Genomic DNA, 25,958 nt, shown 5'->3' with positions numbered 1-25,958 from the left:
GCTGTTTTTTAGGTAATTTAGTTAGGTCTAATAAAAACAAAACCAAACATGAGACTCAAAATTACACTATTATTTGCGTTTGTAATGCTTGCCGTTACAAATACCTATGCTGGATTTCCAGTACAGAGAACAGCAGTTGCTGCCGTAAACGGAGTAACACTTACTGAGGATGATCATGCAGAAGTACTTACTTCACCTGCAGCAGTAGAAGCAGATCGCCAATTGATAGCTATTTTATTATGGTTATTCTTAGGAGGTTTTGCAGCACACAGATGGTACTTAGGAAGTCCAATAGGATGGAACATCTTATTTATTCTTACTGCAGGTTTCTTTGTTGTAGGTTGGGTAATCGATGGTATTGAAATCCTAACGGGTAGTTATCCTGGGCTGTAACAAAAGCTTAGTATATAGAAAGACCTCTCCATGCGAGAGGTTTTTTTATGCGTAAATATTGGGTTTTAATAGTGGTGGTACGCTTTCGCGAAAGCGTAAAAAATTAGATTTTAATCTGTCTGTCTATTTGTTGATCAAGGGAGATAAAGGTTTCTGTACGTGAAACGCCGTCTATCGCTTGAATCTTTTTATTGAGTAAATTCATTAAATCTTCATTATTCTTGCAAAGAATTTTGATAAGTACAGACCAATTTCCAGTAGTGTAATGACATTCTATCACCTCGGGAATATCTTTAAGTTGTCGTACTGCTCTTGCATTATTTGCAGCTCTATCGAGATATACTCCTATAAATGCTTGGGTGCGATAGCCTAGCACTTTTGGATCTATGATAAATTTAGATCCTGCAATAAGTCCAGATTTCTCTAGCTTACGTAAACGCTGGTGTATGGCAGCTCCAGAAATCCCCACTTTACGAGCAATTTCAAGAATAGGCTTACGAGCATCTTCCATAAGTTGGCGCAAGATTATCTTATCTATACCATCTATTATAAGTTCGTCTTTTACAATTTTCATCTCAAGAAGGTTCTATATTGAAACTACAAGATATATAAATAGTTATAAACTGTAATTCAATTTTTAAAAAGGTTATCCTCCTACGATATCTGGATTATAACCTAGATAGTCAACCTCGTATTCTTTAAAGGTGATGCCATACTCTTCCAGTTCTTTGAGAATAGGTTCATAGACTTCCTTTTTAATAGGGAGTTGCACCCCAGGTGTAGTAATCTCTCCATTAAGAATGCGTAAGGTTGCCATTGCTACTGGCAAACCTACCGTTCTTGCCATTGCGGTTTCTACTTGATCCTCTCCTATGTTTACCATGGTTGCATCAATCTGCTTGCACTTACCGTCAAGCTCATAGCCAAATTTATGATACATGACAATCATGTCCTTGTCCTTAGCATCTAGCGTCCATTTATCTTCTAGGATGCGTTGTAATGCTTGAGCAGGAGTTGCTTTTTTAAGCCCTAGTTTTTTAGTTTTATTGAAGATGTCTAGTTCTAATAATTTGTCCCATAGTAAATCATCTTGATCGATCTTGAGGTAGTGGCGCAGTTTAAGCTCTACCGAATCTGTAGGGGAGTATGGTAAAAATAAATTTACATAATCACGATAACTCATTTGCTCCGTATTTTCTAATTGATAGCTATCGTCTGTCATACCTAGAAGTACAAACATTTGCCAAGCTCTAGAAAAACCAACTCGACGTATGGTGCCACGATACAATGTAGGGATGTCATCAAGGCCATATACAGAGCGATACTTTAGCGAATTGCGATTTGCATAACCTTCAAAACGACCGTGACCTTCTATCTGTAAAAACTCCGTACGTCTAAAAAGACGTTGGTAAGGAATGTATTTATAAGTTCCTTCCTGTATGAACTCGGCTGCACCGCCTTGACCTGCGAGAACCACGTTACGAGGGTTCCAAGTAAATTTATAGTTCCATAGATTAGTGTCGCTTTCTGGTGCCACAAGACCACCTGTAAACGACTCAAAAAGAATCATCTTTCCTCCTTTATTGCGTATACGGTCTATTACCTGCATGGCACTCATGTGATCTATACCTGGGTCCAAGCCTATTTCATTCATAAATACAAGCCCTTTCTCTTTTACAGCAGCATCAAGCGCTTCCATCTCATCAGAAATATAAGAAGCGGTTACCATAGACTTTTCAAAAGTAACGCAGTCTCTAGCAACCTCAATATGGAAACGAGCAGGAAGCATAGAGATTACTATAGTTGCTGCTTTAATAGCCTGCTCACGTTCTTCCTTGTTAAATACATCAAGGCTTATTGCCGTAGCATTTTTATGGTCATTGATGAGTTTTTGAGCATTGTCTATAGAGATGTCGCCCACGGTAATCTGTAAATCTTCTTTGTCAGATTTAGAAAGTAGGTAGTTTACGAGTTGGCTCGTGGATTTTCCAGCGCCTATTACGAGAATCTTTCGCATGGGTAGTTAGTTTTGTAATTTTGTGTGAGAGTTCAAATTGAATTCTGCTGGTCTAAAGTACGGTTTTGGGCCACATCTTAAACAAATAGCATGGATAAAAAATTAAGAGTGACAGGTGGGATTTTTGGTCTTACCGCGGTTATTATAGGGGCTTTTGGTGCGCATGGCCTTGAGAAAGTGCTTGATGCATCAGCGATTGCGACTTTTGAGACGGGTGTAAAGTATCAAATGTATCATGCCTTATTGTTGTTGCTTATTCCAGTTTTCGCTTTAAGCGAAAAAACAAAAAAAATAGTATGGGTGCTGCTATTGCTAGGTATTTTATTCTTTTCAGGTTCTATATACGGGCTGGCAACCAATGAATTAACATCTTTTGATTTTACTAAAATCGCTCTTATCACCCCAATAGGCGGGACTTTGCTCATTGTTAGTTGGCTTTTGATAGTTATACATTTCATAAAATCCAAATAAAACAGCGAAAACGTTATAGTGCTGAGCAAAGTCTTACTACTTTTGTGACCTAAAACAACACAAAACTCATTGTTATGGTCGCAGATAGCTTAGCTTCGAAGACACTTTCATTAGAAAAATTAGGCATCAAAAATGCCAAAATCAACTACCAACTCTCCCCTGAGAAACTACACGAAATAAGCGTAGAAAACGACATGGGAACTACTGCGTCCTCTGGCGCACTAGCAGTAAACACTGGTACTTTTACAGGACGATCACCTTTAGATCGCTTTATTGTAAAAGATGCCAAGACAGAAGATAAAGTCTGGTGGGGTAACATTAACCTCCCATTTGGTGAAGAAGCTTTTGCAAAGTTAAAAGCAAAAGTAGCCAACTATCTTTCTGAAAAAGAAATCTACGTACGAGACAGTTATGCTTGTGCAGATGAGAATTACAGACTAAATATACGAGTGATAAACGAGTATCCTTGGTCAAACATGTTTGCTTATAACATGTTTCTTCGCCCTACGGTTGAAGAACTTAAAACATTTGATCCTGAGTGGACCATTCTTAACGCCCCAGGATTTCTAGCAGACCCTGAAGTAGATGGGACTCGCCAGAGCAACTTTGCAATTCTATCATTTACAGAAAAGACAATCATTATAGGTGGAACTGGTTATACCGGTGAGATCAAGAAAGGAATTTTCTCTGCATTAAATTTTATCCTTCCTGTAGAAAAGGAAACATTACCTATGCACTGTAGTGCAAACGTAGGAGATAATGGAGAAACTGCAATTTTCTTTGGACTTTCTGGTACTGGAAAAACAACACTTTCGGCAGATCCAGAGCGTAAGCTTATAGGAGATGACGAGCACGGATGGACTAAGGAAAACACCATCTTTAACTTTGAAGGAGGTTGTTATGCAAAGGTGATTAACCTTTCTAAGGAAAATGAGCCAGATATTTTTAATGCTATCAAGCCCGGAGCAATATTAGAGAATGTAATTCTAGATGATAATGGTAATGTAGCTTTTGAAGATACTTCTATCACTCAAAACACACGTGTTAGTTATCCTATTAACCACATTGATAATATTCAAGAGCCTTCTGTAGGGAAGAATCCTAAAAACATTTTCTTCTTAACAGCAGATGCTTTTGGAGTATTGCCTCCTATCTCAAAATTAACACCGGGTCAAGCTGCTTATCACTTTATAAGTGGGTATACTGCAAAGGTTGCTGGAACAGAAGCAGGAGTTACAGAGCCACAACCGTCATTTTCGGCGTGTTTTGGAGCTCCATTTATGCCATTACATCCTACTAAATACGCAGAGATGCTTAGTGAGAAAATGAAGGCATCTGGAGTAAATGTATGGCTTATTAACACTGGGTGGACTGGTGGACCTTATGGAGTAGGATCACGTATGAAACTTAAGTATACACGTGCTATGATCAAGGCAGCGATGAATGGAGAGTTACCACAAGAGACTTCTCATGATCACTACCACATACACTCTGTTTTTGGACTAGCACAGCCACGCACATGCCCAGGAGTACCTACAGAGGTATTATCACCTAGAGCAACTTGGAATAACGATGAAGGATACTATGCAACTGCAAATAAGCTTGCGAGATCTTTTAAAGATAACTTCAAGAAGTTTGAAGAGTATGCAAGTGAAGAAATAATGAATGGACAACCACCATTAGGGTAGTTGAAAAGATAGTTTAGTTGATAAAAGCGATTTGCAGCAATGTAAGTCGCTTTTTTTTTGTGCGCTTTCGCGAAAGTTAGCTAGTAATTTTTATGAGCTTTTTAAATCTAGAGGCCTTTGTTTGAGTTGAATCAGATTTAGTTAGACCTTTCTTTTCCCCGTATTCCCTATATAAACACCAGTAAGAATAATAAGCGTAGCAATAACCTGAAGACTTGTAAACGCTTCTCCATCTAGTAATCCCCAAGTCACAGAAATAATAGGCATTAAGTAGGTTACAGAGGAGGCAAACACTGGGTTGCTTATTTGTACTAGCTTGTTAAACATCACTTTTGCAATGGCAGTCCCAAAAATAGAAAGTAGAACAATGTAGCCAATGGATTGCTGTATCGTAGTATCTGTACTTAAAGGAAGCTCAAAAAAGTCTGAGTAAAAAAGTATGATGAGTGCAGGTATGATTAAGAAAACAAAGTTTCCTGCAGCAATAGCTAGTGCGCTTACATCTTGAAGGTGGCGTTTTATAATATTTACATTAAGCGCATAGAGAGATGATGCTATGATTACTAGTGAAGCGTACCAGTAGTTTTGCTCTTCATTTATTTGAGCACCTATATAAATGAGTGCTCCAGCGCCTATAAGTCCTAAAAGAACACCTATGAACTGTTGTTTGATAAATTTGGCTCCAAATAGTAGTATTCCAAATACAAACGCAAGTAGTGGTACACTAGAATTTAAAATTCCTACTACGGCGCTGTCAATCTCAGTTTCGGCAAAGGCGAATAGGAATACAGGAATACCGGTTCCTAGCAATGCAGAAACTCCTATCCATTTCCAAGCTAACTTATTTATACTTTTCAAACTTTTGCATCCAAATAGTAACAGAACAAATGCGGAGAATAAGATTCGTAAAGCTCCTAATTGTAGTGGTTCTAGACCTACTAGCCCTTTTTTAATAAGGATAAACGAACTTCCCCAAATAATGGATAGTACGACAAGGTATATCCACTTGAGTGAATTATTTGGCATTGCTTGAATTTAGAAATGCAAAGTTCGGTAATAACTTATTAGGAATATGAGAAGTTTTCGCGAAAGCGAACTCTAAATAAGAGTGCGGTTATTCTTTCCACTTGATACTTTCCATCAAGTGCCTAATATCGTTCTTAAGATACATAGCCGCAGGATAAATACTATCATAGTTAGGCTTTGTATTGAAGTAAATAGATCCGGTTAGAAAGTGTGTGGTGCTGTCTGTAATGTAAAATTGGGACTGCGAAGCCGCATCTCCCTTAATGTCGTAAAACATTCCGTATGCACCTTGCTCTTGGTTTACATACTTCTCTTCTATAATATCATCTGCCTTGCGCACATGCTCATAAGTGAGCTTTTGTGCGTCATTGAGTAATACATTAATGTTGTTATTTACTGCTCTATATGTTAAGAATACACTCCCATTAAGCGAAGGATAGTCAATGACAGCAGAGCAATTATCTTTATAGCGCACTTTGCCTAGTGAGTTGAGGTCAAAGTTATAATCACAATCTGATGCGGTAAATGCATATGACGGTCTAGGGTATGATAAACTGAGCTGTCCCTTAGGTTTAGGCAATGTATCGCCACCGCAAGATGCCAGTAAAGTAGCTGTAAGAATTGATATTATGAATGCAGGAAACCTCACGATTTTATAGTGAATTTAATCTGTTTAATACGTTTTTTGTCAAGTGCCTCTATGGTAAACGTGTAGTCTTGATATATTATTACCTCATTCTTGCGTGGGAATCCTCCCGAGACTTCTAGCACAAAACCAGCAATAGTCTCTGCTTCGCCTTTTTTATTTTCAAAAATAGTGGTTTCCTCAAGTTTTATGATACGGTAAAAATCTTTGAGAGATGTTTTTCCATCAAAAATCCAATTGTGCTCATCAAGTTTAGAATAGATGATATTTTCATCATCAAACTCATCTGCAATGTCTCCTACAATTTCTTCTATAATATCTTCTAGAGAGATCAAGCCGCTTGTGCCACCATACTCATCTACTACGATGGCGAGGTGGTTTTTCTTTTCTTTAAACTCTGCAAGAAGGTCATCTAACTTTTTGTTTTCTGGGACAAAATACGGTTCGCGTATAAGCTTTGCCCAGTCAAATTCTTTCTCATTGAGATGAGGGAGTAAGTCCTTTACATAAAGAATGCCCTCTATGGTATCTATACTCTCAGAAAAGACAGGAATACGAGAGAAGCCATTTTCTGTAATTTGTTTTAATATAGAAGTGTAATCATCTTCTTTATTGAGGGCAAATACATCCATACGAGGTCGCATCACTTGCTTTGTATCTGTGTTTCCAAAAGATACAATACCTTTTAATATTTTTTGCTCTTCCTTTGTAGTGTCCTCTTCGCTTGTAAGTTCTAGTGCTTGCGAGAGCTGGTCTACATTAAAGCTGGTTTTTTGTTCTCCTAGTTTTCTTTGTATCCATAAGGTAGCAGCACGCATTGGGCTGCTTAAAGGTGTAAAAATCACATCAAGTACACGGAGTGGATATGCTACAAGTGCCGCAAATTTCTTGTTATTACGGTTTGCATAAATCTTAGGAAGGATCTCACCAAAAAGTAAAATTAAGAACGTAATAAGCACTACTTCCAGTAAAAAACGTAGTGGAATGCCTAGAATCTCTGCTGTGATATTAGAAAAAATCACCTCACCCAGACTTGCAAAGAGCAGTACAATCGCAATATTTATGGCATTATTTGCAACAAGAATTGTTGCAAGAAGCTTTTTGGGTTTTGTGAGAAGCTTTTTTACAATGAGCATCTTTCTATCTGCGACTTGCTCTTCTGTTTCTAGAAGATCACTAGGTGATAGTGAGAAAAAAGCAACCTCGGCGCCACTTATCAGTGCAGAGCACATGAGTAACACTATAAGCACTGCAATACTTATGATAGTAGTGGGGTCTACACTAATTAATAATATAAATAAGGGTTCGGGATCAGGGTCCAAAAGTTTGATAGTTTAGTTAAATTAAAATGGTAAATCATCTACATCACTAGTATCTGTAGAGGGCTGTGCCGGTTGTGCTGGCTGGTTTGGGTTGTAAGGTTGTGCTTGAGGACGCGCTGCTTGTACAGGTTGTTGTGTTTGTTGTCCGCCTCCTTGTGACTGCCCTTGGTTTTCACCTTTAGGAGTGAGAAAAGTAAACTCTTGGCACTGGATCTCTGTAGAGTATCTGTCCATGCCTTTATCGTCTGTCCACTTACGAGTCTTTAGACGTCCTTCTACATATACTTTGTCACCTTTTCTGAGGTACTTCTCGCAAATTTCGGCAGCTTTATTGCGCACTACGATGTTGTGCCACTCCGTATTGCTCACGCGTTCACCTGTGGTGCGATTTACGTATTCCTCATTTGTCGCTAGCGGAAAACGTCCTATACAATTACCACCCTCAAAGTAGTTCATCTTTACATCATCTCCCGTGTGACCTATTAAGATCACTTTATTGATTGTTCCTGCCATAATTTCAAATGTAGTAAATATAGCAATGCAAGTGTGTTATGCTTTCGCGAAAATATGCTCTCATTTACCATTATCTACTATTACTAAAAACGTTCTTTTCTTGAGATAATGGGGTTGTTACAGAAAATAAATAAACAAAAATATCCCTAGACGAACTACCATCTAGGGATAACTAAGCATACTAATTGTTTACTGCGAGTAAACGTATTTTATAGTATTTCAAACTCTTTGCTAAAGCTCTTTTTTTCGTTTCCGATATGGATAGTGTAATATCCCTTGTAAGCCCCTGTAAAGTTAAAAGTCTTGCTTACCGAAGCTTCTCCATCAATTTCATTTGAGTAAACAATACGGTTAAGACCATCTCTCACTTCTAGCTTGATACGTTGTAACTCTGGATTAGAAAAACTCACATATACCATGTCTGTTCCTTCTGTAAAAACATCCTTGTCTATTGCGTTAGACGCTTTTTTACTTTATCGCCTAGATTTGTAGTTTTTATTGAAAGCTCAGGTTGTACCTCATTAAGCGTCATCTCACTAGTAGCTGCAAATGTTGTAGTAGCAGTAAATAATAAAAATGCAATTGCTGAAAATTTTAGTGTTTGTCTCATAACTGTTGATTTAAGTAATTGATTAATTATTTATTATGGTACAAACATACAGTGGTAATTAAGGGATCACCACTGCTAATTGTGCAGCAATATGTTCATTTTTAACCTACAGTATGGTTAATAGGGATGTATGTGTTAATTTAGAACACATTTAAGGTAAATTAATGTAGTTTTCATTTTGTAGTCATTTATAAATTTGTAAAAAAAGGCCATGCTTCTGCATAAACCCACTTTTGAATCTATTACTCCAGATTTTGGAAACTCATTTACGTATCAACGGTTTGATGAGCATCATATTAATGATAACAGTCTTTGGCATTATCACCCAGAGATTGAGCTAGTTTATGTAAACGGTGGTACAGGAAGAAGACAGGTGGGAAGTAACTTGTCTTATTATACATGGGGCACACTCATTCTTGTGGGTAGTAATTTACCTCATTGTGGTTTTACAGATGAACTCACGGGTAATAAGAGTGAGACCGTTATACATATGAAAGCAGATTACCTGGGCGATACATTCTTTAACCTTCCAGAAATGGCGTCAATTAAAAGACTTTTACAAGTAGCACAACGCGGGATTGTTTTTTCTGGAGAGACTAAAAAGAGAGTAGGGGCAATGATGGAAGAGATGGAGGATCAATCAGATTTTAATCGTCTCATAACTCAAATAACTGTATTAAATGAGCTGGCAACTACAAAAGAGTTTAGAATATTAAATGCAGATGGCTTCTCTTTACTCTCTGATGTAAAAGATAATAACCGCATTAATGAGGTCTTTAATTATGTAAAAACTCATTTTAAAGAAGAAATTCCTCTAGAAGAAATGGCAAATATTACAAACTTGACCATTCCATCATTTTGTCGCTATTTTAAAAAGATTACTCATAAAACATTTACGCAGTTTGTAAATGAGTATCGACTCGTGCACGCATCTAGACTGCTAGCGGAGCAACCCATGAGTATTACCCAAGTATGTTATGAGAGCGGATTTAATAACTTCTCTCACTTTAATAAAAAGTTTAAAGCCTTTACTGGTCAAAATCCTTCAGAATATAGAAAAGAGCTTAAGACTGTATTAGAATAATATATTACTGAGGTAGAAACTCTTCTAAAAATCTAACTATCAATATAGGTACAGGAAAATCTCTTATAGTTGCTAAGGGTGTTCCTTTTGTTCCAGTGGCCACCACGTCAACCACCCAGAAAGTAGTATGTAGGTGCTGGTGAGATAATTTATGAATGATTGGTTTTTCATTAAACCTTAGAACCTCTATGATATTCATTCCATTAGCTTGCTTTGAGGTCGTAACGCTTTCGCGAAAGCGTGATTCTTCACCATCAGTAAGCGCAGCATCAAGTTCAATTACTGGAAATTCATAGAGTCCTTGCCATATTCCTTTACCGGTACGTTGTTGTATTAAGGTTTGTCCTTCTTTATCTCTAAAGACAAGATAGTTGAGGTAGCGATGGCGCACTTTAGTTTTTTTGAGCTTTACAGGGAGTTGAGAAACTTTGTTCTTTTGTAATGCTACGCACTTGTCATTATATATGCAATGCAGGCAGTATGGATTTTGAGGTTTGCATTGTATCGCGCCAAACTCCATAATAGCTTGATTAAAATCTGCTGGGCGTTTTACATCTATGAGTTCTTGGGCTAGTGCTTTAAACTCTTTAATCCCGGGCGTACTATTTATAGGAGTATCTATACCATATACCCTTGAGAGGACTCTATAGACATTACCATCTACCACCGCGGTAGGCTCGTTAAAACTTATGCTTGCAATGGCGCTTGCGGTGTAGTCACCTACTCCTTTTAATTTTTTAATTTCCTCATAAGTATTTGGGAAGACTCCGCCGTACTCATTTACAATAATTTGAGCAGATGCGTGTAGGTTTCGGCCGCGTGAATAATAGCCTAATCCTTGCCAAAGTTTAAGCACTTCCTCTTCGGTTGCATTTGCAAGATCTTGCACTGTAGGAAATGACTTTGTAAAAGCCAAATAATAGGGTAATCCTTGCGCTACTCTCGTCTGTTGAAGAATAATTTCTGAGAGCCAAATCTTATAAGGGTCCTTAGTATTGCGCCATGGCATATCGCGTTTATGTTCTAAGTACCAAGCTATGAGTTTGTTAGAAAATGACAATGTAAAATAGGGTTTTACACAAAGCTAGATGTTATGTATCTATTTTTTAAAAGATTATGTTTGATTCTTTGTTATTATAATCCCTATATTTGCAGTCTTGAATTTTTAACCCCTAAATATTTGACATTATGACTAAAGCTGATATCGTAGCTAAAGTTTCTGAGAAACTAGGTATCGAAAAAAATGACGTGCAAGCAACTATTGAATCTTTCATGGAAGAAGTAAAAACTTCTTTAGAAGGTGGAGATAACGTGTACTTAAGAGGATTCGGTAGCTTTATTATCAAAACCAGAGCGGAAAAAACAGGTAGAAATATTTCAAAAAATACGACTATCAAAATACCAGCACATAATATTCCAGCGTTCAAGCCTGCTAAAGTTTTTGTAGAAGGTGTAAAAACGAACGTTAGTGTAGACTAATAAGTAATTAAAAACTATCATTTTTATGCCAAGCGGTAAAAAAAGAAAAAGACACAAGGTAGCGACTCACAAACGTAAGAAAAGACGTAGAGCAAATCGCCACAAGAAGAAAAAGTAGTCTTAAGACTACTTTTTCTTTTATTACACCCTCTGGGTGTAATTCTGCGTTCATTGACAATGCAATAACAGCACTACCCGCACCTTGGGTACGTCATTATTGCACCGGTATTTATTACACAACGTATGCGCATGGCATACACCACAATCTGTAATGAATTAGAATTATCAACCATCCCGATAGCTATTGGGATAAAATTACTACACAGTGAATAAAGAATTGATCATTAGATCTAGTTCCTCCGTAGTTGATTTTGCCTTATTAAAAGATGGAAAACTTATTGAGCTTCATAAAGAAGAAGATAAAAATAAGTTTAACGTAGGTGATATTTATATCGCAAACGTAAGAAAGACCGTTTCTGGTCTCAATGCCGCATTTGTAAATGTAGGCTATGAGAAAGATGCATTTTTGCATTACCATGACCTCGGTCCTAAACTTCCTACGCTTCAGAAATACATAAAAAGTGTTACTACAGGTAAATTAAAAGACTATTCCTTACAAAATTTCACCTTTGAGAAAGACATAGACAAAAACGGTAAAATTGCCGAAGTTCTTAAGTCTAAACAAAGTGTACTTGTACAGATTGCAAAAGAACCTATCTCGACCAAAGGGCCTCGCATAAGTAGCGAGCTGTCTATTGCTGGACGTTATATTGTTCTCGTTCCTTTTTCTGACCGTATCTCTATCTCACAAAAGATTGAGAGTAAAGAAGAAAAAGCACGTCTTAAAAGACTTGTAACAAGTATCAGGCCTAAAGGGTTTGGCGTTATCGTACGCACAGTAGCTCAAGGTGTAAAAGTTGCAGAACTAGACAAAGACCTGCAAAATCTAGTGGACAAATGGACCACTATGAGCAAAAAAATTCCAAACGCTCACCATCCTAGCAAAGTTCTAGGAGAGATGAATCGTGCATCGTCTATCCTGCGGGATATTTTTAACGATAGCTTCACGAGCATCACTGTAGATGATGAGACGTTGTATTATCAAATTAAAGATTATCTAAGCGAGATTGCTCCGCACAAGGAGAATATTGTAAAATTATATAATAATCAACTACCTATTTTTGAGAAGTTTGGTATTGAGAGACAGATTAAAACGTCTTTTGGTCAGACTGTATCAATGAGCCGTGGTGCTTATCTTGTAATTGAACATACAGAAGCCCTGCACGTTGTAGACGTAAACAGTGGTAACAGATCAAATAAAGCCAAAAGTCAAGAAGATACTGCACTTGAGGTAAATATGATCGCCGCTTCAGAAATTGCACGTCAGCTTAGCCTCCGTGATATGGGAGGAATTATCGTAATCGATTTTATCGATATGGGTAAAGCTGAACACCGCCGCCAGTTATTTAATCACCTCAAAGATGAGATGAAAGATGATCGCGCAAAACACAAAATATTACCTCCTAGTAAATTTGGACTTATCCAGATTACTAGGCAGCGAGTACGTCCAGAAATGAACATTAAGACCCGTGAAGAAAATCCTAACGGTGGCTCTAATGAGATAGAAGCTCCTATTGTAATAGTAGAGAAGCTTCAAGGACAACTCAACCGCATTTTAAAATCTGGTGCAAAAAAGGTGACGCTTCATGCACACCCATTTGTAGCAGCTTATATTACAAAAGGATTTCCATCCATAAGATCTAAATGGTTTTTAGATCACAAGAAGTGGGTAAAAGTAATGCCACGAGATGCATACACGTATCTTGAGTATAACTTTACAGACGCTTCGGGTAAGGATATCAAGATTGAAAATTAGCAAAAACCCCATTCTCTTTTGAGAATGGGGTTTTTTTATGCCCTTTTGTAAAAATGGTATCCTTGCAAACAAGTACTTTTGTCTTGTGCAACAACCTGTAAAAACATATACTGTAGAAGAAGCAAAGCGCAAGCTAGAAGCCTACTGCGCTTACCAAGACCGTTGTCATAAAGAAGTCGCTCAAAAGTTACGAGACATGCGTATGATACCAGACGCGATAGATGTGGTGATAGGTCATTTACTAGAGCAAAACTTTTTAAACGAAGAGCGGTTTGCAAAAGCCTTTGCGAGGGGTAAATTTCGTCATAAAAGCTGGGGAAGGACAAGAATCACCCGCGAACTCAAACAACGCGGCATAGGGGCTTATAATCTCAAAACAGCCCTACTTGAGATAGAAGACGAGGAGTATGATACGGTTTTTAATACGCTTTCGCGAAAGCGTTATGAACAACTCTCCTCAGAAACCGATAAATACCGCAAGCGTAAAAAACTAGCAGACTATCTCACCTACAGAGGTTGGGAAGGTGATCTTGTGTATGAAAAGGTAAAGGAGCTGGTGCCTTAAAATCTATAGCTCAGTTTACTTATTTTGTGTCAAAAACAAAAAACCCACAAGTAAAACATGTGGGTCAAGTTTAAATAAATGTCTTTGATATACTCTTATCTACTAGTGCAAAGAAGAAGATAAGAAAATATTAAGCCACACGTGCTTTCTTTTCAAGAGCCATAAAGTGTGTGAGTTCTTGATCTTTATTAAAGAGAGGTATGATTTTTATATCACAGAGATATGGCGTGCCGTCTTTTTTATAATTGAGTAGTTGTTTGACTACAGGTTTTTCAAGACGTAGTGTGTTACTTATAACTTCCTTGGTTTCTTTTGAGGTTTCTGGTCCTTGTAAAAAACGAGGGTGTTTCCCCACAGCATGATTTCTTGGGTAGCCTGTCATTTCTGTAAAACCACTGTTCACCCATTGGATTACTTGGTCACGATCTGTCACTACAATTGTGGTAAAATCTTCTGTTGCCAGTAGCGAAGTATCAAAATCCCAATTGTACTTTGAGATGAAATCTGCCACCTGAGAATAATCAAGTTCTCTAGCAGCTTTAGTAGCTCTAGCGACTAGGTATTCTGAAAAAATATCCCACGATTGTAAAGGCGCGATAGCTTTTACATTTTGCATATTGTTATAATTTGCGATAAATATAGAAAAGTGATATTCACTAAAATTATTTAATATATTAATTAACACAAACGTTTAAGGGACATTAACTTAGTGTCCATCTTTAGGCTAGACTAAATATATTTTTTTACTACTCTACTTCTGTTTGCTACCTTTGATAAATATATGTACACACTAGCAGAAGAAAATTATCTCAAAACAATCTTCCACCTTGAGCAAGAATTTAACAAGGAGGTAAGCACAAACGCACTTGCAGAAACGATGCAAACAAAAGCGTCTAGTGCAACAGATATGGTGCAAAAACTAGCAGACAAAGGCTTAGTTTCTTACCGAAAATATAGAGGTGCCCGCTTATCAAAAGAGGGCGAAAAAGCAGCGATTTATATTGTGCGTAAACACAGGCTTTGGGAAGTTTTTCTGGTGGAAAAACTCAATTTCCAGTGGGACGAGGTACACCATATTGCAGAACAATTAGAACATGTAAACTCAGCGGAGCTTATTAATCGCTTAGACAAATTTCTTGACTATCCAGACTACGATCCGCATGGAGATCCCATTCCTGATAAAAACGGAAACATAAAAAGTGCTATTAAAAAACTGCTATCAGAATTAAAGAAAGGAAACACTGGCCAACTTGTGGGAGTACGAGAAACATCGGCAGAGTTTCTTCAATTTTTAGATAAAAGAAATATAGCTATTGGAGCATCTATCAAAGTGCTAGGGCGAGAGTTTTTTGACGGCTCGATGGTGATACAAGTTAAAAAAGAACAGTTTTTTATCTCCAAAAAGATAGCAGATAACCTATATATCCAGATTTAATTATTACCAAAATCAATAGCCTTGAAACAAATTTTTACGCTTACAACAGTATTACTTTTTTCGCTAGGCAATCAACTAGTTGCACAAGAAACAGAAGCTCAAGTAGGTCTTGTGACCGATCGCCCCGACGCAACAGAGGCACCTACGGTGGTGCCTAAAGGAAGTTTGCAAGTAGAAACAGGAGCATATACGACCACTTTTGAGGAGAATAATATAGAAGAACGCGTTTGGGGTTATAATACTACGTTACTCCGTTATGGGATACTAGAAAATCTAGAGCTTAGGGTAGGATGGGCGTACCAACAGGTAGAAACAAAAATCAATGATCAAGAAGTAAGTAGCCTTAACGGTATGTCTCCGTTACTTTTTGGGGCAAAAGTGGCGATTGCAAAAGAAGATGGCTGGAAACCAGAAATAGGTTTAATAGGTCATTTATTTCTTCCATTTACCGCAAGTACAGACTTTAAGCCAGAATTTACTAGTGCAGATTTTCGCTTTGCATTTAATCATACACTTGGTGAACGATCAGGTATTGCATACAATATTGGAGGTCATTATGGAGGTGACTCCCCAGAGCTAGCATACATTTATACGTTTGCATATGGCTATGCGATAACAGATAAGTTAGGCGCTTATGCTGAAGTCTATGGGGATTTCCCAGAAGATAATAGCGCAAGCCATTTTTGGGATGCTGGTCCTACATATGCCATTGCTCCATTAGTGCAACTCGATGCAACAATCGGTTAGAATATTACAGATGGACAAGATTTATTGATCAGCGCGGGAGTTAGTTTTAGAATAAATAAAAAATAAAAAATAATGAAACAGAGTCTATATATAGTAATTGTCATTTTCGCTTTAAGCGTTATAAGTTGCAAGGGTGAGAAAGAAAGTAATGGCAAATTAAATGTAGTTGCTACCACCTCAATGATTACAGATCTTGTAAAAAATATAGGAGGTGATCTCATTAATCTAGAAGGGTTGATGGGCGCCGGTGTAGATCCTCACTTATACAAAGCAAGTGCTGGTGACGTTACAAAGCTCGCTGGAGCAGATGTGATTTTCTATAATGGGCTACACCTAGAGGGTAAGCTTGTAGAAGTCTTTGAAAAGATGAATGCCACTCAAGTGACGCAAATTCCCTTAGGAGAGTCGCTGGATAAAAATACGCTCATAGGCTCAGATTATTTTGCGTCTAACTATGATCCGCATGTGTGGTTTAATATTCAGTATTTTAAGCAATTTGCAACAGAGGTGGTAAGTACGCTTTTGCGAAAAGATCCTCAGAACGCAAAAAGCTACGAAGCAAATGCCCAAAATTATCTTGCACAATTAGATGAGCTGGAAGCTGAAATCAAAGCTACAATAGCTACACTCCCAGCCGAAAAAAGGATTCTCGTTACGGCTCATGATGCCTTTAACTATTTTGGGAAGAGTTATGGTTTTGAAGTAGTAGGATTGCAAGGGCTATCTACCGCTACCGAAGCAGGAGTTAAGGATGTACAGCGTCTTTCTCAATTTATAATTGACAATAAAGTGAAAGCCATTTTTGTAGAAAGTTCTGTACCTAGAAGAACAATAGAAGCATTGCAAGCAGCGGTGCAATCTAGAGGACAAGAAGTAGTGATAGGTGGTTCTTTATATAGTGACGCACTAGGTAATGTAGGAAGCGTAGAGGGAACATACATAGGCATGTTCAAATATAACGTGACTACTATTGTAGAAACTTTAAAATAGAAGAACAGAAAAAATAGGTAAAGGATAAGGAAATACGAGTTTATAACTATACACTAACTTATAAGCATCTCTATTTCGATTGTACAGATAGTACCCTTTTCCTATATAAAGCGAAAAACATGAGAGAGAATTTAAGTAATAGATTACAATCTTCTCCCCTTGGGGGAGATCAAGAGGGGAATATAGCTATTCGTGTTGATGATCTTACGGTTGCATATAACTATAAGCCGGTTCTTTGGGATATAGATCTAGAAGTGCCAGAAGGAGTGCTCATGGCTATTGTGGGGCCCAACGGCGCAGGTAAGTCTACGCTTATAAAATCTATTCTCGGTATTATAAATCCCATTGCTGGGAGCGTTTCTATCTACGGAAAGCCATATGATAAGCAGCGCAAGCTAGTAGCATACGTTCCTCAAAAGGGAAGTGTAGATTGGGATTTTCCCACCACGGCACTTGATGTGGTAACTATGGGAACCTACGGAAAATTGGGCTGGATAAAACGTCCTGGAAGCAAAGAAAAACGAGCAGCGCTAGAGGCACTAGAGAAAGTTGGGATGCTTCCATTCAAGGCGAGACAAATAAGCCAACTTTCAGGAGGGCAGCAACAGCGTGTTTTCCTTGCGAGAGCACTAGTGCAAGATGCAGCTATCTATTTTATGGATGAGCCTTTTCAAGGAGTAGATGCAACCACGGAGATTGCTATTATTAATATTCTTAAAGAATTACGTAAAGCAGGAAAAACGGTAGTGGTAGTGCATCACGATTTACAAACGGTACCAGAATATTTTGACTGGGTAACTTTTTTAAATGTAAAGAAAATCGCAACAGGACCTGTGAGAGATATATTTAATGATGATAATCTCACCAAGACTTATGGTATTAATTACAAGGTGGCGGTAAATAAATAGTATGTAGGCGGTAGGACGTTCCGGTGGAACTGTTAGGACGCGATGCTTGTAGTATAAGTTGTTTGCGTTCCTTCTATCACCAAAAAATTTAAGGTTGAAACATGTAATTGATTTAAATATAAAAATTACTGAGATGGAAAAAGTAGTATTCAATTTTGAAAAATTGAGTGTTTATCAGAAAGCACTAAACTTTATTGACGCAGCTGATGCGTTGATTGATACTTTTCCACAAAAAGAGAGATATCGACTATCGAGTCAATATGGTAGGGCGGCTCTTTCTATAGCATTAAATATTAGTGAGGGTCACGGTGATACAAATAAGCAATTCAATAGATATTTAAATATGGCTTGGGATTCCCTTAAGGAATGTGTAACATGTTCTACCGTAGCAACTAGAAAAAAGTATATTACTCAAGAACAGAATGATAATACTAGAAAAACAATTACAAGGAATTGCAAAAATGATAATGGGCTTAAAGAAAAGTCTAAAATTGGATTAGATCTTTTCACTACAAGCGAAGCGTCCTACAAGCACCAGCGGTGCATTCTAAGTCCTACAAACTAATAACTCATGGAACTCTCAGAATATTTCTCTCAACTCTTCTCTGACTACACCCTCAGAACCATCACGCTGGGTACTGCTATACTTGGTGCTATTTGTGGTATGTTGGGTAGTTTTGCAGTACTTAGAAAGCAAAGTTTACTTGGTGATGCGATATCTCATGCTGCGCTGCCTGGTATTGCTATTGCTTTTTTAATTACAGGTACAAAGGATACTAACATATTGTTGCTAGGAGCCTTAGTAAGCGGACTTATAGGCACGTTTTGGATACGTGGGATGGTGACCAAAACACATCTTAAAAGTGATACAGCCCTAGGGCTTGTATTGTCGTTATTTTTTGGTTTTGGAATGTTATTGCTCACGTTTATACAGAAACAACCAAATGCAAACCAAGCGGGGCTTGATAAATACCTTTTTGGTCAAGCCGCGACGTTAGTGGAGAAGGATGTGACGTTAATGGCAGTAGTTACAGGGATTTGTCTAGTTATCATGTTACTATTCTGGAAGGAGTTTAAAATCTTACTTTTTGATGCAGACTACACAAAAACCTTAGGGTTTAACACTCGTTTTATTGATATACTCATCACCTTTTTTATTGTACTTGCCATTGTGCTAGGACTACAAACAGTAGGAGTTGTATTAATGAGTGCGATGCTACTCGCACCTGCAGCAGCGGCAAGGCAGTGGACAAATAAGCTAAGTGTGATGATTGTACTCGCAGCTATATTTGGTGCGTTTTCAGGAGTCTTTGGGACGGCAATTAGTGCTAGTCAAAATAACCTATCTACAGGCCCAGTGATTGTGCTAGTGGCAAGTGTGTTTGTGCTTTTTTCATTCATCTTTTCTCCTGGGCGCGGTATTCTTTTTAAACAACTCCGCAAATATCAAAATAGACGAGACTTGGAACTCCAGAAGACATTGCAGTTTATGTTTGATATTGCAAAAACACATGAAGATATCTCTCACCCTCACGCAATATTAATTCTAAACAATTTTCAAGGATATGCAAAATCTACATTGAAGGAGCTAGAAGAAAAAGAATGGGTCAAAGTAAAGGGTCAAAACTGGTCGCTTACGAGTAAGGGTTACGATGCAGCTGCAAATTTATATAACAATAACTAATGGATGCACAAATAGAAATACAATTGATTGCCGCAGTAGTAGCCATTGCTTGTGCCATCCCAGGGGTGTTTTTGGTACTACGTAAAATGGCACTTATAAGTGACGCCATTAGTCACTCTATCTTACCAGGGATTGTAATTGGCTTTTTTATTACTGAAGATCTTAATTCGCCATTGTTAATTTTACTGGCGGCTGTAACAGGTGTCATTACGGTTATGATGGTGGAGTCCATCCAGAAAACAGGATTAGTAAAAGAGGACACCGCTATAGGATTAGTGTTTCCAGCACTCTTTAGTATAGGCGTTATTCTCATTGCCAAAAATGCAAACGATGTGCACCTTGATGTAGATGCAGTATTGCTAGGCGAACTAGCATTTGCGCCTTTTGATAGGCTTATTATAGCGGGAACAGATGTAGGGCCTAAGTCATTATGGGTGATGGGGGCAATTTTAAGCATCACTGTGGGGATGCTCTTCGCGTTTTTTAAAGAGCTTAAGGTGAGTACCTTTGATGCAGGTTTGTCTGCAGCACTTGGTTTTTCTCCAGTGGTTTTACATTATGGACTCATGACTATTTCTTCAGTAACGGTTGTTGGTGCTTTTGAAGCGGTAGGAGCAGTTCTTGTAGTAGCACTAATGATTGCGCCTGCGGCAACCGCTTATTTACTTACATCAGACTTGAAGAAGATGTTAGTGCTTTCGGTAATATTTGGAGTCTTTTCGGCAATTGGTGGTTATTGGATGGCTCATTTTCTAGATGCGTCCATCGCTGGGTCTATGACTACTGTTCTTGGTCTCGTATTTCTTACCGTATATTTATTTGCGCCTAGTAAAGGACTTATTGCAGTGATGTACAGGCAGCGACAGCAGCGCACAGAAGTATCCTTACTTACGTTCTTATTACACCTTAATAATCACGAGGAAGAAAGTGAGAGGCATGTGCAGCATCTCAACGAACATATAAATTGGCAAAAAGTAAGATCTGAAACTGTACTAGAACTTGCCGAAAAAAATAATTTGATCAAAATCAGCAGTGATATTGTCGCGCTCACACCAAAAGGGAAAGAGTTTACAGATCTTGCGTTAGAATATATTATCACAAATAAGGATGAGCATATCGAGCATATGAAAGATGATTTTTTCTTATTTAGAGGATAATCTGTAACATGGCATCGCTTTTGGAGTATTTAGAAGTATAAAGCACCAGTGTCTATTTATTTAGGCTGTGTAAAAACTAGCATTATGAAAACCTATTACATCGTTGCGATTATATTTTTTTGTTCCGCTTTCGCGAAAGCGCAAGACTCCACAACAGTAGAGGTTCCTAAGATATATTTGAAGGCTTTTCAAGGACAGTCTACTATTATCGAGGGTACATCTCTGCGATTAGTGAACGTTATTGAAGATAGTAGATGTCCGCAGGGAGTAGATTGTATCTGGGCTGGAAATGCTAAAGTCGTCGTAGAATTAACAAGCGAAAGTGGTAAAAAAACCACTAAAGAAATTATACTCAATGGTGGGCGAGTAGCGCCTATATACTCAGAAGACGGTCTTGTAATATCAATTAAGGGGCTAGCTCCGTACCCTACATCTTTATCAAAAATTAAAGCAAGTGATTATTATTTACGAGTAGAAGTGAGTAATTAACATCCACAACTGCCAGTGCCGCAGCCGCCGTCGTCTTTCTTTTTCAAGAAAGCTGGTGTCCACACAAACTTTGTAACTAGATACCCTAGGGCTACTAGAAAAATAAGAATCACGATAATATTTTGTATTAGTTCCATGCGTTCTTAGTAGTTAAATAAGCGTCTAGCTTACAAATTATTTTAAAATTTGGAATGCGGCAAGCGCTGCTACATATGCAATTGCGGTCATGGCTACAAGCTGTATTGCAGGCCATTTCCAGCTGTTTGTCTCTCTCTTTACAATAGCAAGCGTACTCATACATTGCATGGCGAATGCATAAAATAGTAATAAGGAAATTCCGCTAGCAAAATTAAACCTTGGTGTTCCTAGCACTGGGTTTATCTCTCCAGCCATACGGTTTCTAATAGTCTCTTCCTCGGCATCACCTACGCTATATATGGTGGCAAGTGTACCTACAAAGACCTCTCTTGCTGCAAATGAAGTAATAAGAGCAATTCCTATTTTCCAGTCATAACCTAGTGGTTCTACAATAGGCTCTATCGCTTTACCCATATAGCCTATGTAGCTATGTTCTAGCTTCTGGCTTGCAACTAGTTTGTTTATTTCTGCTTGGTAAGCCTCCGCATCTGGAAATGCGTTTATGCCTCCTTCTGCTTCTAGTTGTGTAGTTACAATATCTTCTGCTTGATTAAACTTTTCATTAGGTCCAAAGGAAGCTAGTACCCATAATACAATGCTAATAGCAAGGATAATCTTACCTGCATCTACTACAAAGGATTTTGTTTTTTCAAGAACATTGATCCCTACGTTTTTAAGCAGCGGCATTTTATAGTTAGGCATTTCTACTACAAAAAATGACTTACTTTTTATCTTAAGAATTTTATTGAGAATCCATGCAGAACCTATCGCAGCGCCAAAACCAATGAGATACATGAGCATGAGTGTAAGCGCCTGTAGATTAAAAAACAGAAACTTCTCATCAGGAATTACTAGCGAAATGATGATCAAATATACAGGCAATCTTGCCGAGCAGGTAGTAAATGGAGTAACTAGTATGGTGATTAATCGCTCTTTCCAGTTCTCAATGTTACGTGTTGCCATAACCGCAGGGATGGCACAAGCAGTTCCAGAGATAAGTGGAACTACAGATTTACCACTAAGTCCAAAACGGCGCATCACTCTATCCATTAAGAAAACCACGCGACTCATATAACCACTCTCTTCTAGTACAGAGATAAAGAGGAATAAAAAGGCAATCTGAGGAATAAAAATAACAATACCTCCTAATCCAGCGATAATACCCTCTGCTAGAAGGTCTGTGAGTTTACCTTCTGGAAGGTTAGTTTGCACCCACTCACTCATACTAGCAAATGCAGTGTCTATAGCATCCATTGGGTACTGTGACCAGTCATATATTACTTGAAATATGAGTAGTAATATGGCAAAGAAAATCACGTAACCCCACACCTTATGTGTAAGTATGCGGTCTAAGCGAGCTCTTAAATCTTTTGCATTTTCAATATCTATGGTTTGAGTTTCTCTCAAAACTTCATTGATATACTTATAGCGTACAATCGTTTCTTTTTGCTGTAGTCTTTTGAGATTACTCTCCGACTCAGTTTTAAAAGAAGAGATGGTTTTCATCTCGTTGCGCTCTAGCTTTCCAAAGTTTACGTCTTGTGTAATTACAAGCCATAACTTGTATAAATCTTGCTTTGGAAAAGCTTTACGTAATCTGTCAAAATATTCTGGAGCAATTACAGAAGCATTAATACAAGGTTCTGTATTGATAGATCTGTACTCGGTAATAAGTTCTTTGAGCGTATCAATCCCCGTGTTTTTACGGCTGCTTATAAGTGCGATTCTTGTTTTAAGGCGCTCTTCCATCTTAGGAATGTCAAGAGAGATTGCCTTGCGCTCCATACGATCTGCCATGTTAATAGCAAGAATAGTAGGGATGCCAAGATCTTTAATTTGTGTAAAGAGTAGTAAGTTGCGTTTAAGATTTTCTACATCAGAAATTACAACGGCAACATCTGGATAATCTTTGTCATTCTTATTAAGAAGTAATTCTATAACCACATTTTCATCAAGAGATGAAGCGTTAAGGCTATAAGTACCGGGTAAGTCTAAGATGTGTGCTTTAACACCACGATCTAGTTTACAGATGCCTTCTTTCTTTTCTACAGTAATCCCTGGGTAGTTACCTACTTGCTGGTTGAGACCCGTAAGATGGTTAAAGACAGAAGTCTTACCTGTGTTTGGATTTCCTATGAGGGCAACGTTAATCTGTTTGGCCATAATTTAGGATGGCGTTTCTATGATTATTTGAAGAGCCGTTTCTCGGCGTATCGCTAGGTGACTTCCATTCACATCTATATATAGAGGATCAGAAAATGGTGCGAGTTGTATCAATCGTACTTCATTGCCTGGTAGGCAACCCATCTCGAGTAACTTAAGAGGAACTTCGTCTGTCATCACATCTATAATGATAGCGCGTTCTCCTTTTTGTAAATGAGCGACTGTTTTCTTCAATGTTTATTTAGATTGAATTTAGATAACAAAAGTAATGCATTTTACGCTTTCGCGAAAGCGTACGTAATTCCATTCTAAAAAATCTTTTGGTACCAAGCTTTCCTTGGCTCATAAGATGCTTTTAAAATCTCAATATCCTCAAGTAATTGATCTATTGCTTCTGGGTCTGTACCGTCATAATAACCACGTATTTGACGTTTTTTGTCTATAAGCATAAAGTTCTCAGTGTGAACCATATCAAGATCATCTTCTGTTCCTGGGAGGTCTTTTACAGCCAAATAACTTTTTCGCGCAAGCGTGAAAATTTCTTCTTGAGAACCAGTAACTAGGTTCCATCGTGAGTCATCTACTCCTTTTTTTACGCCATACGCCTTCAAAACTTCTGGAGTATCATAAGTAGGGATTACTGAGTGAGAAAGTAGTTTAACTAGTGTATCTCCCTCTAGCTTCTTTTGTATTTGAACCATGTGCTCTGTCATAATAGGGCAAATGGTCTGGCAGGTGGTAAAGAAAAAATCTGCTACGTAGATGTGATTCTCATAATCATTCTGTGTGATTGTTTTTCCATTCTGATTAGTGAGTGAAAAATCGGCAATGGTGTGATATTTCTTCACATATTGCATGGTGCTGTCTACGAGTTCTTTATCTACCATGTCTGGTTGGTAAATTGTAAGAGATGGAGTTACTTTGAGTTGGCTATATATTAAAGTCATAATAATGACAGAAAGAATACCAAGGGTGATAAATAGTGTTTTATAGCGAGCGAGGTGATGTGCCATAGTGCATTTTTTTACAAAGTTACAATCCAAGTGGCAGTTATATAAAGTATGGCTTGAAAAATGCTATCCTACGCGCATATAACTTTAGTATGCGCATCTAAAAGCCTATTTTTGTGCGTTCAAAATTTGACTTATATCCTTCTATGGAGACTTTTATACAGATTGCCCAGTTTACGCTTGCTATTTCTATCCTTGTAATTTTACATGAATTTGGTCACTTTGCACCAGCTCGTTACTTCGGGATTAAAGTGGAGAAATTCTTTCTCTTCTTTGATGTAAAGTTTGCATTGTTCAAGAAAAAAATAGGAGATACGGTTTATGGAATCGGCTGGCTTCCGCTAGGAGGTTATGTGAAGATTGCCGGTATGATTGATGAGAGTATGGACAAGGAGCAAATGGCAAAAGATCCAGAACCTTGGGAGTTTAGATCAAAACCAGCATGGCAACGTCTTATTGTGATGATAGGTGGTGTGACTGTAAATGTGCTTCTTGCATGGTTCATTTATAGTGCAATGCTTGTATATTATGGTGATGAGTATGTACCTGCAGATCGTCTTAAGTATGGTATTGCTGTAGGAGAAGTAGGAGAAGAAATAGGATTGCGCAATGGTGATCAAGTAATAAAAATAGATGATAAAACGGTAACGCGTTTTGACGATGTGCAGATTGACATACTATTAGGTGATAACGTAACTGTAGTGCGTGATGGTAATGAACTTACATTTCCTATCCCAGATGAAGCAAAAAAATCTGTACTTGATGCAGAGGAACGTTTTATAAGACCGCGTTTTAGTAACACAATAGGGTTAGTGGCCAGAGATTCAATAGCATTTAACAACGATGTGCTTGTAGGTGATAAAATTGTAGCTATTAATGGAAATGCTATTAATGAATGGACTGAGTTTCAGTCTATTTTTGATCAAGCAAAAGGCGGAGATGTTGCTATGACACTTAATAGAGACGGGCAACGTATAGAAAAAACCTTTGCTGTGGGCGAGGGGCGTTCTTTTGGGGTAGGTGCAAACGTTGAGGAATTATTAGTAAAAGATGAGTATAGTATAGGAGCGGCAATTTCTGCTGGTCTTACAAAAACATGGGATGTACTCACTAAGCAAGTGCGCCAGTTTAAATTAATTTTTAATAGTAAAGTACAAGGATACAAGAAAGTAAAAGGTCCTATAGGTATTGTAGAGATGATGGCACCACAATGGGATTGGTATAAATTCTGGGGATTCACTGCTATGTTTTCTGTTTGGCTTGCCTTTGTAAACATTCTTCCTATTCCTGCACTTGATGGAGGACATGTGATGTTTTTATTATATGAAATGATTTCTGGAAAAGCTCCTTCAGAAAAGACATTAGAAAGAGGTCAGATTATTGGTTTTGTCATTGTGATGGGATTAATGGTGGTGATTTTTGGAAATGATATTTGGAATTTGATTAAAGGGTAATTCTATAACGCTTCCGCGAAAATTGTATTTATAATTTTATTCTATCGTTTTTCCACTTTAAAATAGTGAAAAATTATGCAGGCGCAATTTTGC

General features: G+C 37.9%; 30 protein-coding genes. 16 read left to right on the top strand and 14 right to left on the bottom strand.

What is annotated here, in order from left to right; genetic code table 11:
- The first annotated feature begins 48 nt into the window (after positions 1–48).
- Positions 49–393 carry a TM2 domain-containing protein gene (locus tag JM84_RS01375; RefSeq protein ID WP_144782396.1) on the top strand — a complete coding sequence of 115 codons (345 nt, stop codon included), beginning with the start codon at positions 49–51 and terminating at the stop codon, positions 391–393.
- Positions 394–496: 103 nt separating this feature from the next.
- Here JM84_RS01375 and JM84_RS01370 read toward each other — a convergent pair whose 3' ends face one another.
- Together JM84_RS01370 and JM84_RS01365 are read right to left on the bottom strand one after the other, a co-directional pair.
- The gene (locus tag JM84_RS01370; protein WP_013750864.1) at positions 497–967 is read right to left on the bottom strand and encodes an Lrp/AsnC ligand binding domain-containing protein; all 471 of its coding nucleotides are present in this window, start codon (positions 965–967) and stop codon (positions 497–499) included.
- A 72-nt stretch (positions 968–1,039) separates the two neighbouring features.
- Positions 1,040–2,410, bottom strand: coding sequence for a saccharopine dehydrogenase family protein (locus JM84_RS01365; protein WP_144782393.1), 1,371 nt, complete (start codon positions 2,408–2,410; stop codon positions 1,040–1,042).
- Between the two features lie 90 nt (positions 2,411–2,500).
- On the opposite strand from JM84_RS01365, the gene JM84_RS01360 reads away from it, so the two are divergent.
- The gene (locus JM84_RS01360; RefSeq protein ID WP_144782391.1) at positions 2,501–2,881 is read left to right on the top strand and encodes a DUF423 domain-containing protein; all 381 of its coding nucleotides are present in this window, start codon (positions 2,501–2,503) and stop codon (positions 2,879–2,881) included.
- 74 nt (positions 2,882–2,955) lie between these two features.
- Positions 2,956–4,569 carry a phosphoenolpyruvate carboxykinase (ATP) gene (gene pckA, locus JM84_RS01355; RefSeq protein ID WP_013750867.1) on the top strand — a complete coding sequence of 538 codons (1,614 nt, stop codon included), beginning with the start codon at positions 2,956–2,958 and terminating at the stop codon, positions 4,567–4,569.
- 141 nt (positions 4,570–4,710) lie between these two features.
- Here the strand turns inward: pckA and JM84_RS01350 are convergent, their stop codons facing one another.
- The 6 genes from JM84_RS01350 to JM84_RS15330 all read right to left on the bottom strand — a co-directional run bounded on the left by JM84_RS01350 (position 4,711) and on the right by JM84_RS15330 (position 8,686).
- On the bottom strand, positions 4,711–5,595 hold the full coding sequence (locus JM84_RS01350) for a DMT family transporter (protein WP_144782389.1): 885 nt from the start codon (positions 5,593–5,595) through the stop codon (positions 4,711–4,713).
- 88 nt (positions 5,596–5,683) lie between these two features.
- Positions 5,684–6,244 carry a gliding motility lipoprotein GldD gene (gene gldD, locus JM84_RS01345; protein ID WP_144782387.1) on the bottom strand — a complete coding sequence of 187 codons (561 nt, stop codon included), beginning with the start codon at positions 6,242–6,244 and terminating at the stop codon, positions 5,684–5,686.
- On the bottom strand, positions 6,241–7,563 hold the full coding sequence (locus JM84_RS01340; protein WP_144782385.1) for a gliding motility-associated protein GldE: 1,323 nt from the start codon (positions 7,561–7,563) through the stop codon (positions 6,241–6,243). The genes gldD and JM84_RS01340 overlap by 4 nt, the downstream gene beginning before the upstream one ends.
- Positions 7,564–7,584: 21 nt before the next feature.
- The gene (locus JM84_RS01335) at positions 7,585–8,076 is read right to left on the bottom strand and encodes a single-stranded DNA-binding protein (protein WP_144782383.1); all 492 of its coding nucleotides are present in this window, start codon (positions 8,074–8,076) and stop codon (positions 7,585–7,587) included.
- 209 nt (positions 8,077–8,285) lie between these two features.
- A complete protein-coding gene (locus tag JM84_RS01330; protein ID WP_144782381.1) occupies positions 8,286–8,486 on the bottom strand; it encodes a hypothetical protein in 201 nt (66 codons plus the stop codon).
- A 38-nt stretch (positions 8,487–8,524) separates the two neighbouring features.
- Positions 8,525–8,686: a hypothetical protein gene (locus tag JM84_RS15330; protein ID WP_186439093.1), complete on the bottom strand. Its 162-nt coding sequence runs from the start codon at positions 8,684–8,686 to the stop codon at positions 8,525–8,527.
- 211 nt (positions 8,687–8,897) lie between these two features.
- Between JM84_RS15330 and JM84_RS01325 the strand changes: the two genes are divergently transcribed.
- Positions 8,898–9,770 carry an AraC family transcriptional regulator gene (locus tag JM84_RS01325; protein WP_144782379.1) on the top strand — a complete coding sequence of 291 codons (873 nt, stop codon included), beginning with the start codon at positions 8,898–8,900 and terminating at the stop codon, positions 9,768–9,770.
- Between the two features lie 4 nt (positions 9,771–9,774).
- Here JM84_RS01325 and mutY read toward each other — a convergent pair whose 3' ends face one another.
- On the bottom strand, positions 9,775–10,830 hold the full coding sequence (gene mutY, locus JM84_RS01320; protein ID WP_144782377.1) for an A/G-specific adenine glycosylase: 1,056 nt from the start codon (positions 10,828–10,830) through the stop codon (positions 9,775–9,777).
- Positions 10,831–10,958: 128 nt separating this feature from the next.
- Here mutY and JM84_RS01315 point away from each other — a divergent pair, with 128 nt between their 5' ends.
- The 3 genes from JM84_RS01315 to JM84_RS01305 all read left to right on the top strand — a co-directional run bounded on the left by JM84_RS01315 (position 10,959) and on the right by JM84_RS01305 (position 13,690).
- The gene (locus JM84_RS01315; RefSeq protein WP_013750876.1) at positions 10,959–11,249 is read left to right on the top strand and encodes an HU family DNA-binding protein; all 291 of its coding nucleotides are present in this window, start codon (positions 10,959–10,961) and stop codon (positions 11,247–11,249) included.
- Positions 11,250–11,574: 325 nt separating this feature from the next.
- Positions 11,575–13,125 carry a ribonuclease E/G gene (locus JM84_RS01310; RefSeq protein WP_013750877.1) on the top strand — a complete coding sequence of 517 codons (1,551 nt, stop codon included), beginning with the start codon at positions 11,575–11,577 and terminating at the stop codon, positions 13,123–13,125.
- A 37-nt stretch (positions 13,126–13,162) separates the two neighbouring features.
- A complete protein-coding gene (locus tag JM84_RS01305) occupies positions 13,163–13,690 on the top strand; it encodes a regulatory protein RecX (protein WP_186439092.1) in 528 nt (175 codons plus the stop codon).
- Positions 13,691–13,820: 130 nt separating this feature from the next.
- On the opposite strand, the gene JM84_RS01300 is transcribed toward JM84_RS01305, so the two are convergent.
- The gene (locus JM84_RS01300; RefSeq protein WP_144782373.1) at positions 13,821–14,306 is read right to left on the bottom strand and encodes a PAS domain-containing protein; all 486 of its coding nucleotides are present in this window, start codon (positions 14,304–14,306) and stop codon (positions 13,821–13,823) included.
- Positions 14,307–14,471: 165 nt separating this feature from the next.
- Here JM84_RS01300 and JM84_RS01295 point away from each other — a divergent pair, with 165 nt between their 5' ends.
- From JM84_RS01295 to JM84_RS01260, 8 genes are all read left to right on the top strand, one after another.
- Positions 14,472–15,125: a metal-dependent transcriptional regulator gene (locus JM84_RS01295; protein ID WP_144782371.1), complete on the top strand. Its 654-nt coding sequence runs from the start codon at positions 14,472–14,474 to the stop codon at positions 15,123–15,125.
- Positions 15,126–15,146: 21 nt separating this feature from the next.
- Complete coding sequence (locus JM84_RS01290) at positions 15,147–15,872, top strand: transporter (protein WP_261375683.1); 726 nt, start codon at positions 15,147–15,149, stop codon at positions 15,870–15,872.
- Between the two features lie 72 nt (positions 15,873–15,944).
- Positions 15,945–16,862: a metal ABC transporter solute-binding protein, Zn/Mn family gene (locus JM84_RS01285; protein ID WP_144782369.1), complete on the top strand. Its 918-nt coding sequence runs from the start codon at positions 15,945–15,947 to the stop codon at positions 16,860–16,862.
- A gap of 119 nt (positions 16,863–16,981) precedes the next feature.
- Positions 16,982–17,770 carry a metal ABC transporter ATP-binding protein gene (locus JM84_RS01280; protein ID WP_261375682.1) on the top strand — a complete coding sequence of 263 codons (789 nt, stop codon included), beginning with the start codon at positions 16,982–16,984 and terminating at the stop codon, positions 17,768–17,770.
- Between the two features lie 133 nt (positions 17,771–17,903).
- Positions 17,904–18,335, top strand: a complete 432-nt coding sequence (locus JM84_RS01275; protein ID WP_013750886.1) for a four helix bundle protein — start codon at positions 17,904–17,906, stop codon at positions 18,333–18,335.
- Positions 18,336–18,341: 6 nt separating this feature from the next.
- Positions 18,342–19,454 (top strand): metal ABC transporter permease, encoded by a 1,113-nt coding sequence (locus JM84_RS01270; protein ID WP_013750887.1) that lies wholly within the window; start codon positions 18,342–18,344, stop codon positions 19,452–19,454.
- Positions 19,454–20,611 (top strand): metal ABC transporter permease, encoded by a 1,158-nt coding sequence (locus tag JM84_RS01265; protein WP_013750888.1) that lies wholly within the window; start codon positions 19,454–19,456, stop codon positions 20,609–20,611. Before JM84_RS01270 ends, JM84_RS01265 begins: the two co-directional genes overlap by 1 nt.
- Before the next feature lie 84 nt (positions 20,612–20,695).
- Complete coding sequence (locus JM84_RS01260) at positions 20,696–21,100, top strand: hypothetical protein (protein ID WP_013750889.1); 405 nt, start codon at positions 20,696–20,698, stop codon at positions 21,098–21,100.
- Here JM84_RS01260 and JM84_RS15325 read toward each other — a convergent pair.
- The 4 genes from JM84_RS15325 to JM84_RS01245 all read right to left on the bottom strand — a co-directional run bounded on the left by JM84_RS15325 (position 21,097) and on the right by JM84_RS01245 (position 24,414).
- Positions 21,097–21,237, bottom strand: coding sequence for a FeoB-associated Cys-rich membrane protein (locus tag JM84_RS15325; protein WP_186439091.1), 141 nt, complete (start codon positions 21,235–21,237; stop codon positions 21,097–21,099). The genes JM84_RS01260 and JM84_RS15325 overlap by 4 nt on opposite strands.
- Positions 21,238–21,274: 37 nt before the next feature.
- Positions 21,275–23,401 carry a ferrous iron transport protein B gene (gene feoB, locus JM84_RS01255; protein ID WP_013750890.1) on the bottom strand — a complete coding sequence of 709 codons (2,127 nt, stop codon included), beginning with the start codon at positions 23,399–23,401 and terminating at the stop codon, positions 21,275–21,277.
- A 3-nt stretch (positions 23,402–23,404) separates the two neighbouring features.
- The gene (locus JM84_RS01250; RefSeq protein WP_013750891.1) at positions 23,405–23,635 is read right to left on the bottom strand and encodes a ferrous iron transport protein A; all 231 of its coding nucleotides are present in this window, start codon (positions 23,633–23,635) and stop codon (positions 23,405–23,407) included.
- A gap of 74 nt (positions 23,636–23,709) precedes the next feature.
- Positions 23,710–24,414, bottom strand: coding sequence for an SCO family protein (locus JM84_RS01245; protein WP_013750892.1), 705 nt, complete (start codon positions 24,412–24,414; stop codon positions 23,710–23,712).
- A 143-nt stretch (positions 24,415–24,557) separates the two neighbouring features.
- Here JM84_RS01245 and rseP point away from each other — a divergent pair, with 143 nt between their 5' ends.
- Positions 24,558–25,865, top strand: a complete 1,308-nt coding sequence (gene rseP, locus JM84_RS01240) for an RIP metalloprotease RseP (RefSeq protein WP_144785115.1) — start codon at positions 24,558–24,560, stop codon at positions 25,863–25,865.
- Positions 25,866–25,958: the final 93 nt, after the last annotated feature.

Source organism: Dokdonia sp. Hel_I_63, assembly GCF_007827285.1.
In the GTDB taxonomy this organism is placed as follows: domain Bacteria; phylum Bacteroidota; class Bacteroidia; order Flavobacteriales; family Flavobacteriaceae; genus Dokdonia.
The sequence above is the reverse complement of the archived record's forward strand: the minus strand, read 5'-3'. Positions and strand labels throughout refer to the sequence as shown.

Coding starts and splice junctions, on each gene's coding strand:
- JM84_RS01375 (WP_144782396.1), top strand. CDS start 49: ATGAGACTCAAAATTACACTATTATTTGCGTTTGTAATGCTTGCCGTT.
- JM84_RS01370 (WP_013750864.1), bottom strand. CDS start 967: ATGAAAATTGTAAAAGACGAACTTATAATAGATGGTATAGATAAGATA.
- JM84_RS01365 (WP_144782393.1), bottom strand. CDS start 2,410: ATGCGAAAGATTCTCGTAATAGGCGCTGGAAAATCCACGAGCCAACTC.
- JM84_RS01360 (WP_144782391.1), top strand. CDS start 2,501: ATGGATAAAAAATTAAGAGTGACAGGTGGGATTTTTGGTCTTACCGCG.
- pckA (WP_013750867.1), top strand. CDS start 2,956: ATGGTCGCAGATAGCTTAGCTTCGAAGACACTTTCATTAGAAAAATTA.
- JM84_RS01350 (WP_144782389.1), bottom strand. CDS start 5,595: ATGCCAAATAATTCACTCAAGTGGATATACCTTGTCGTACTATCCATT.
- JM84_RS01335 (WP_144782383.1), bottom strand. CDS start 8,076: ATGGCAGGAACAATCAATAAAGTGATCTTAATAGGTCACACGGGAGAT.
- JM84_RS15330 (WP_186439093.1), bottom strand. CDS start 8,686: ATGAGACAAACACTAAAATTTTCAGCAATTGCATTTTTATTATTTACT.
- JM84_RS01325 (WP_144782379.1), top strand. CDS start 8,898: ATGCTTCTGCATAAACCCACTTTTGAATCTATTACTCCAGATTTTGGA.
- JM84_RS01315 (WP_013750876.1), top strand. CDS start 10,959: ATGACTAAAGCTGATATCGTAGCTAAAGTTTCTGAGAAACTAGGTATC.
- JM84_RS01305 (WP_186439092.1), top strand. CDS start 13,163: ATGCCCTTTTGTAAAAATGGTATCCTTGCAAACAAGTACTTTTGTCTT.
- JM84_RS01300 (WP_144782373.1), bottom strand. CDS start 14,306: ATGCAAAATGTAAAAGCTATCGCGCCTTTACAATCGTGGGATATTTTT.
- JM84_RS01295 (WP_144782371.1), top strand. CDS start 14,472: ATGTACACACTAGCAGAAGAAAATTATCTCAAAACAATCTTCCACCTT.
- JM84_RS01285 (WP_144782369.1), top strand. CDS start 15,945: ATGAAACAGAGTCTATATATAGTAATTGTCATTTTCGCTTTAAGCGTT.
- JM84_RS01280 (WP_261375682.1), top strand. CDS start 16,982: ATGAGAGAGAATTTAAGTAATAGATTACAATCTTCTCCCCTTGGGGGA.
- JM84_RS01275 (WP_013750886.1), top strand. CDS start 17,904: ATGGAAAAAGTAGTATTCAATTTTGAAAAATTGAGTGTTTATCAGAAA.
- JM84_RS01270 (WP_013750887.1), top strand. CDS start 18,342: ATGGAACTCTCAGAATATTTCTCTCAACTCTTCTCTGACTACACCCTC.
- JM84_RS01265 (WP_013750888.1), top strand. CDS start 19,454: ATGGATGCACAAATAGAAATACAATTGATTGCCGCAGTAGTAGCCATT.
- JM84_RS01260 (WP_013750889.1), top strand. CDS start 20,696: ATGAAAACCTATTACATCGTTGCGATTATATTTTTTTGTTCCGCTTTC.
- JM84_RS15325 (WP_186439091.1), bottom strand. CDS start 21,237: ATGGAACTAATACAAAATATTATCGTGATTCTTATTTTTCTAGTAGCC.
- feoB (WP_013750890.1), bottom strand. CDS start 23,401: ATGGCCAAACAGATTAACGTTGCCCTCATAGGAAATCCAAACACAGGT.
- JM84_RS01245 (WP_013750892.1), bottom strand. CDS start 24,414: ATGGCACATCACCTCGCTCGCTATAAAACACTATTTATCACCCTTGGT.
- rseP (WP_144785115.1), top strand. CDS start 24,558: ATGGAGACTTTTATACAGATTGCCCAGTTTACGCTTGCTATTTCTATC.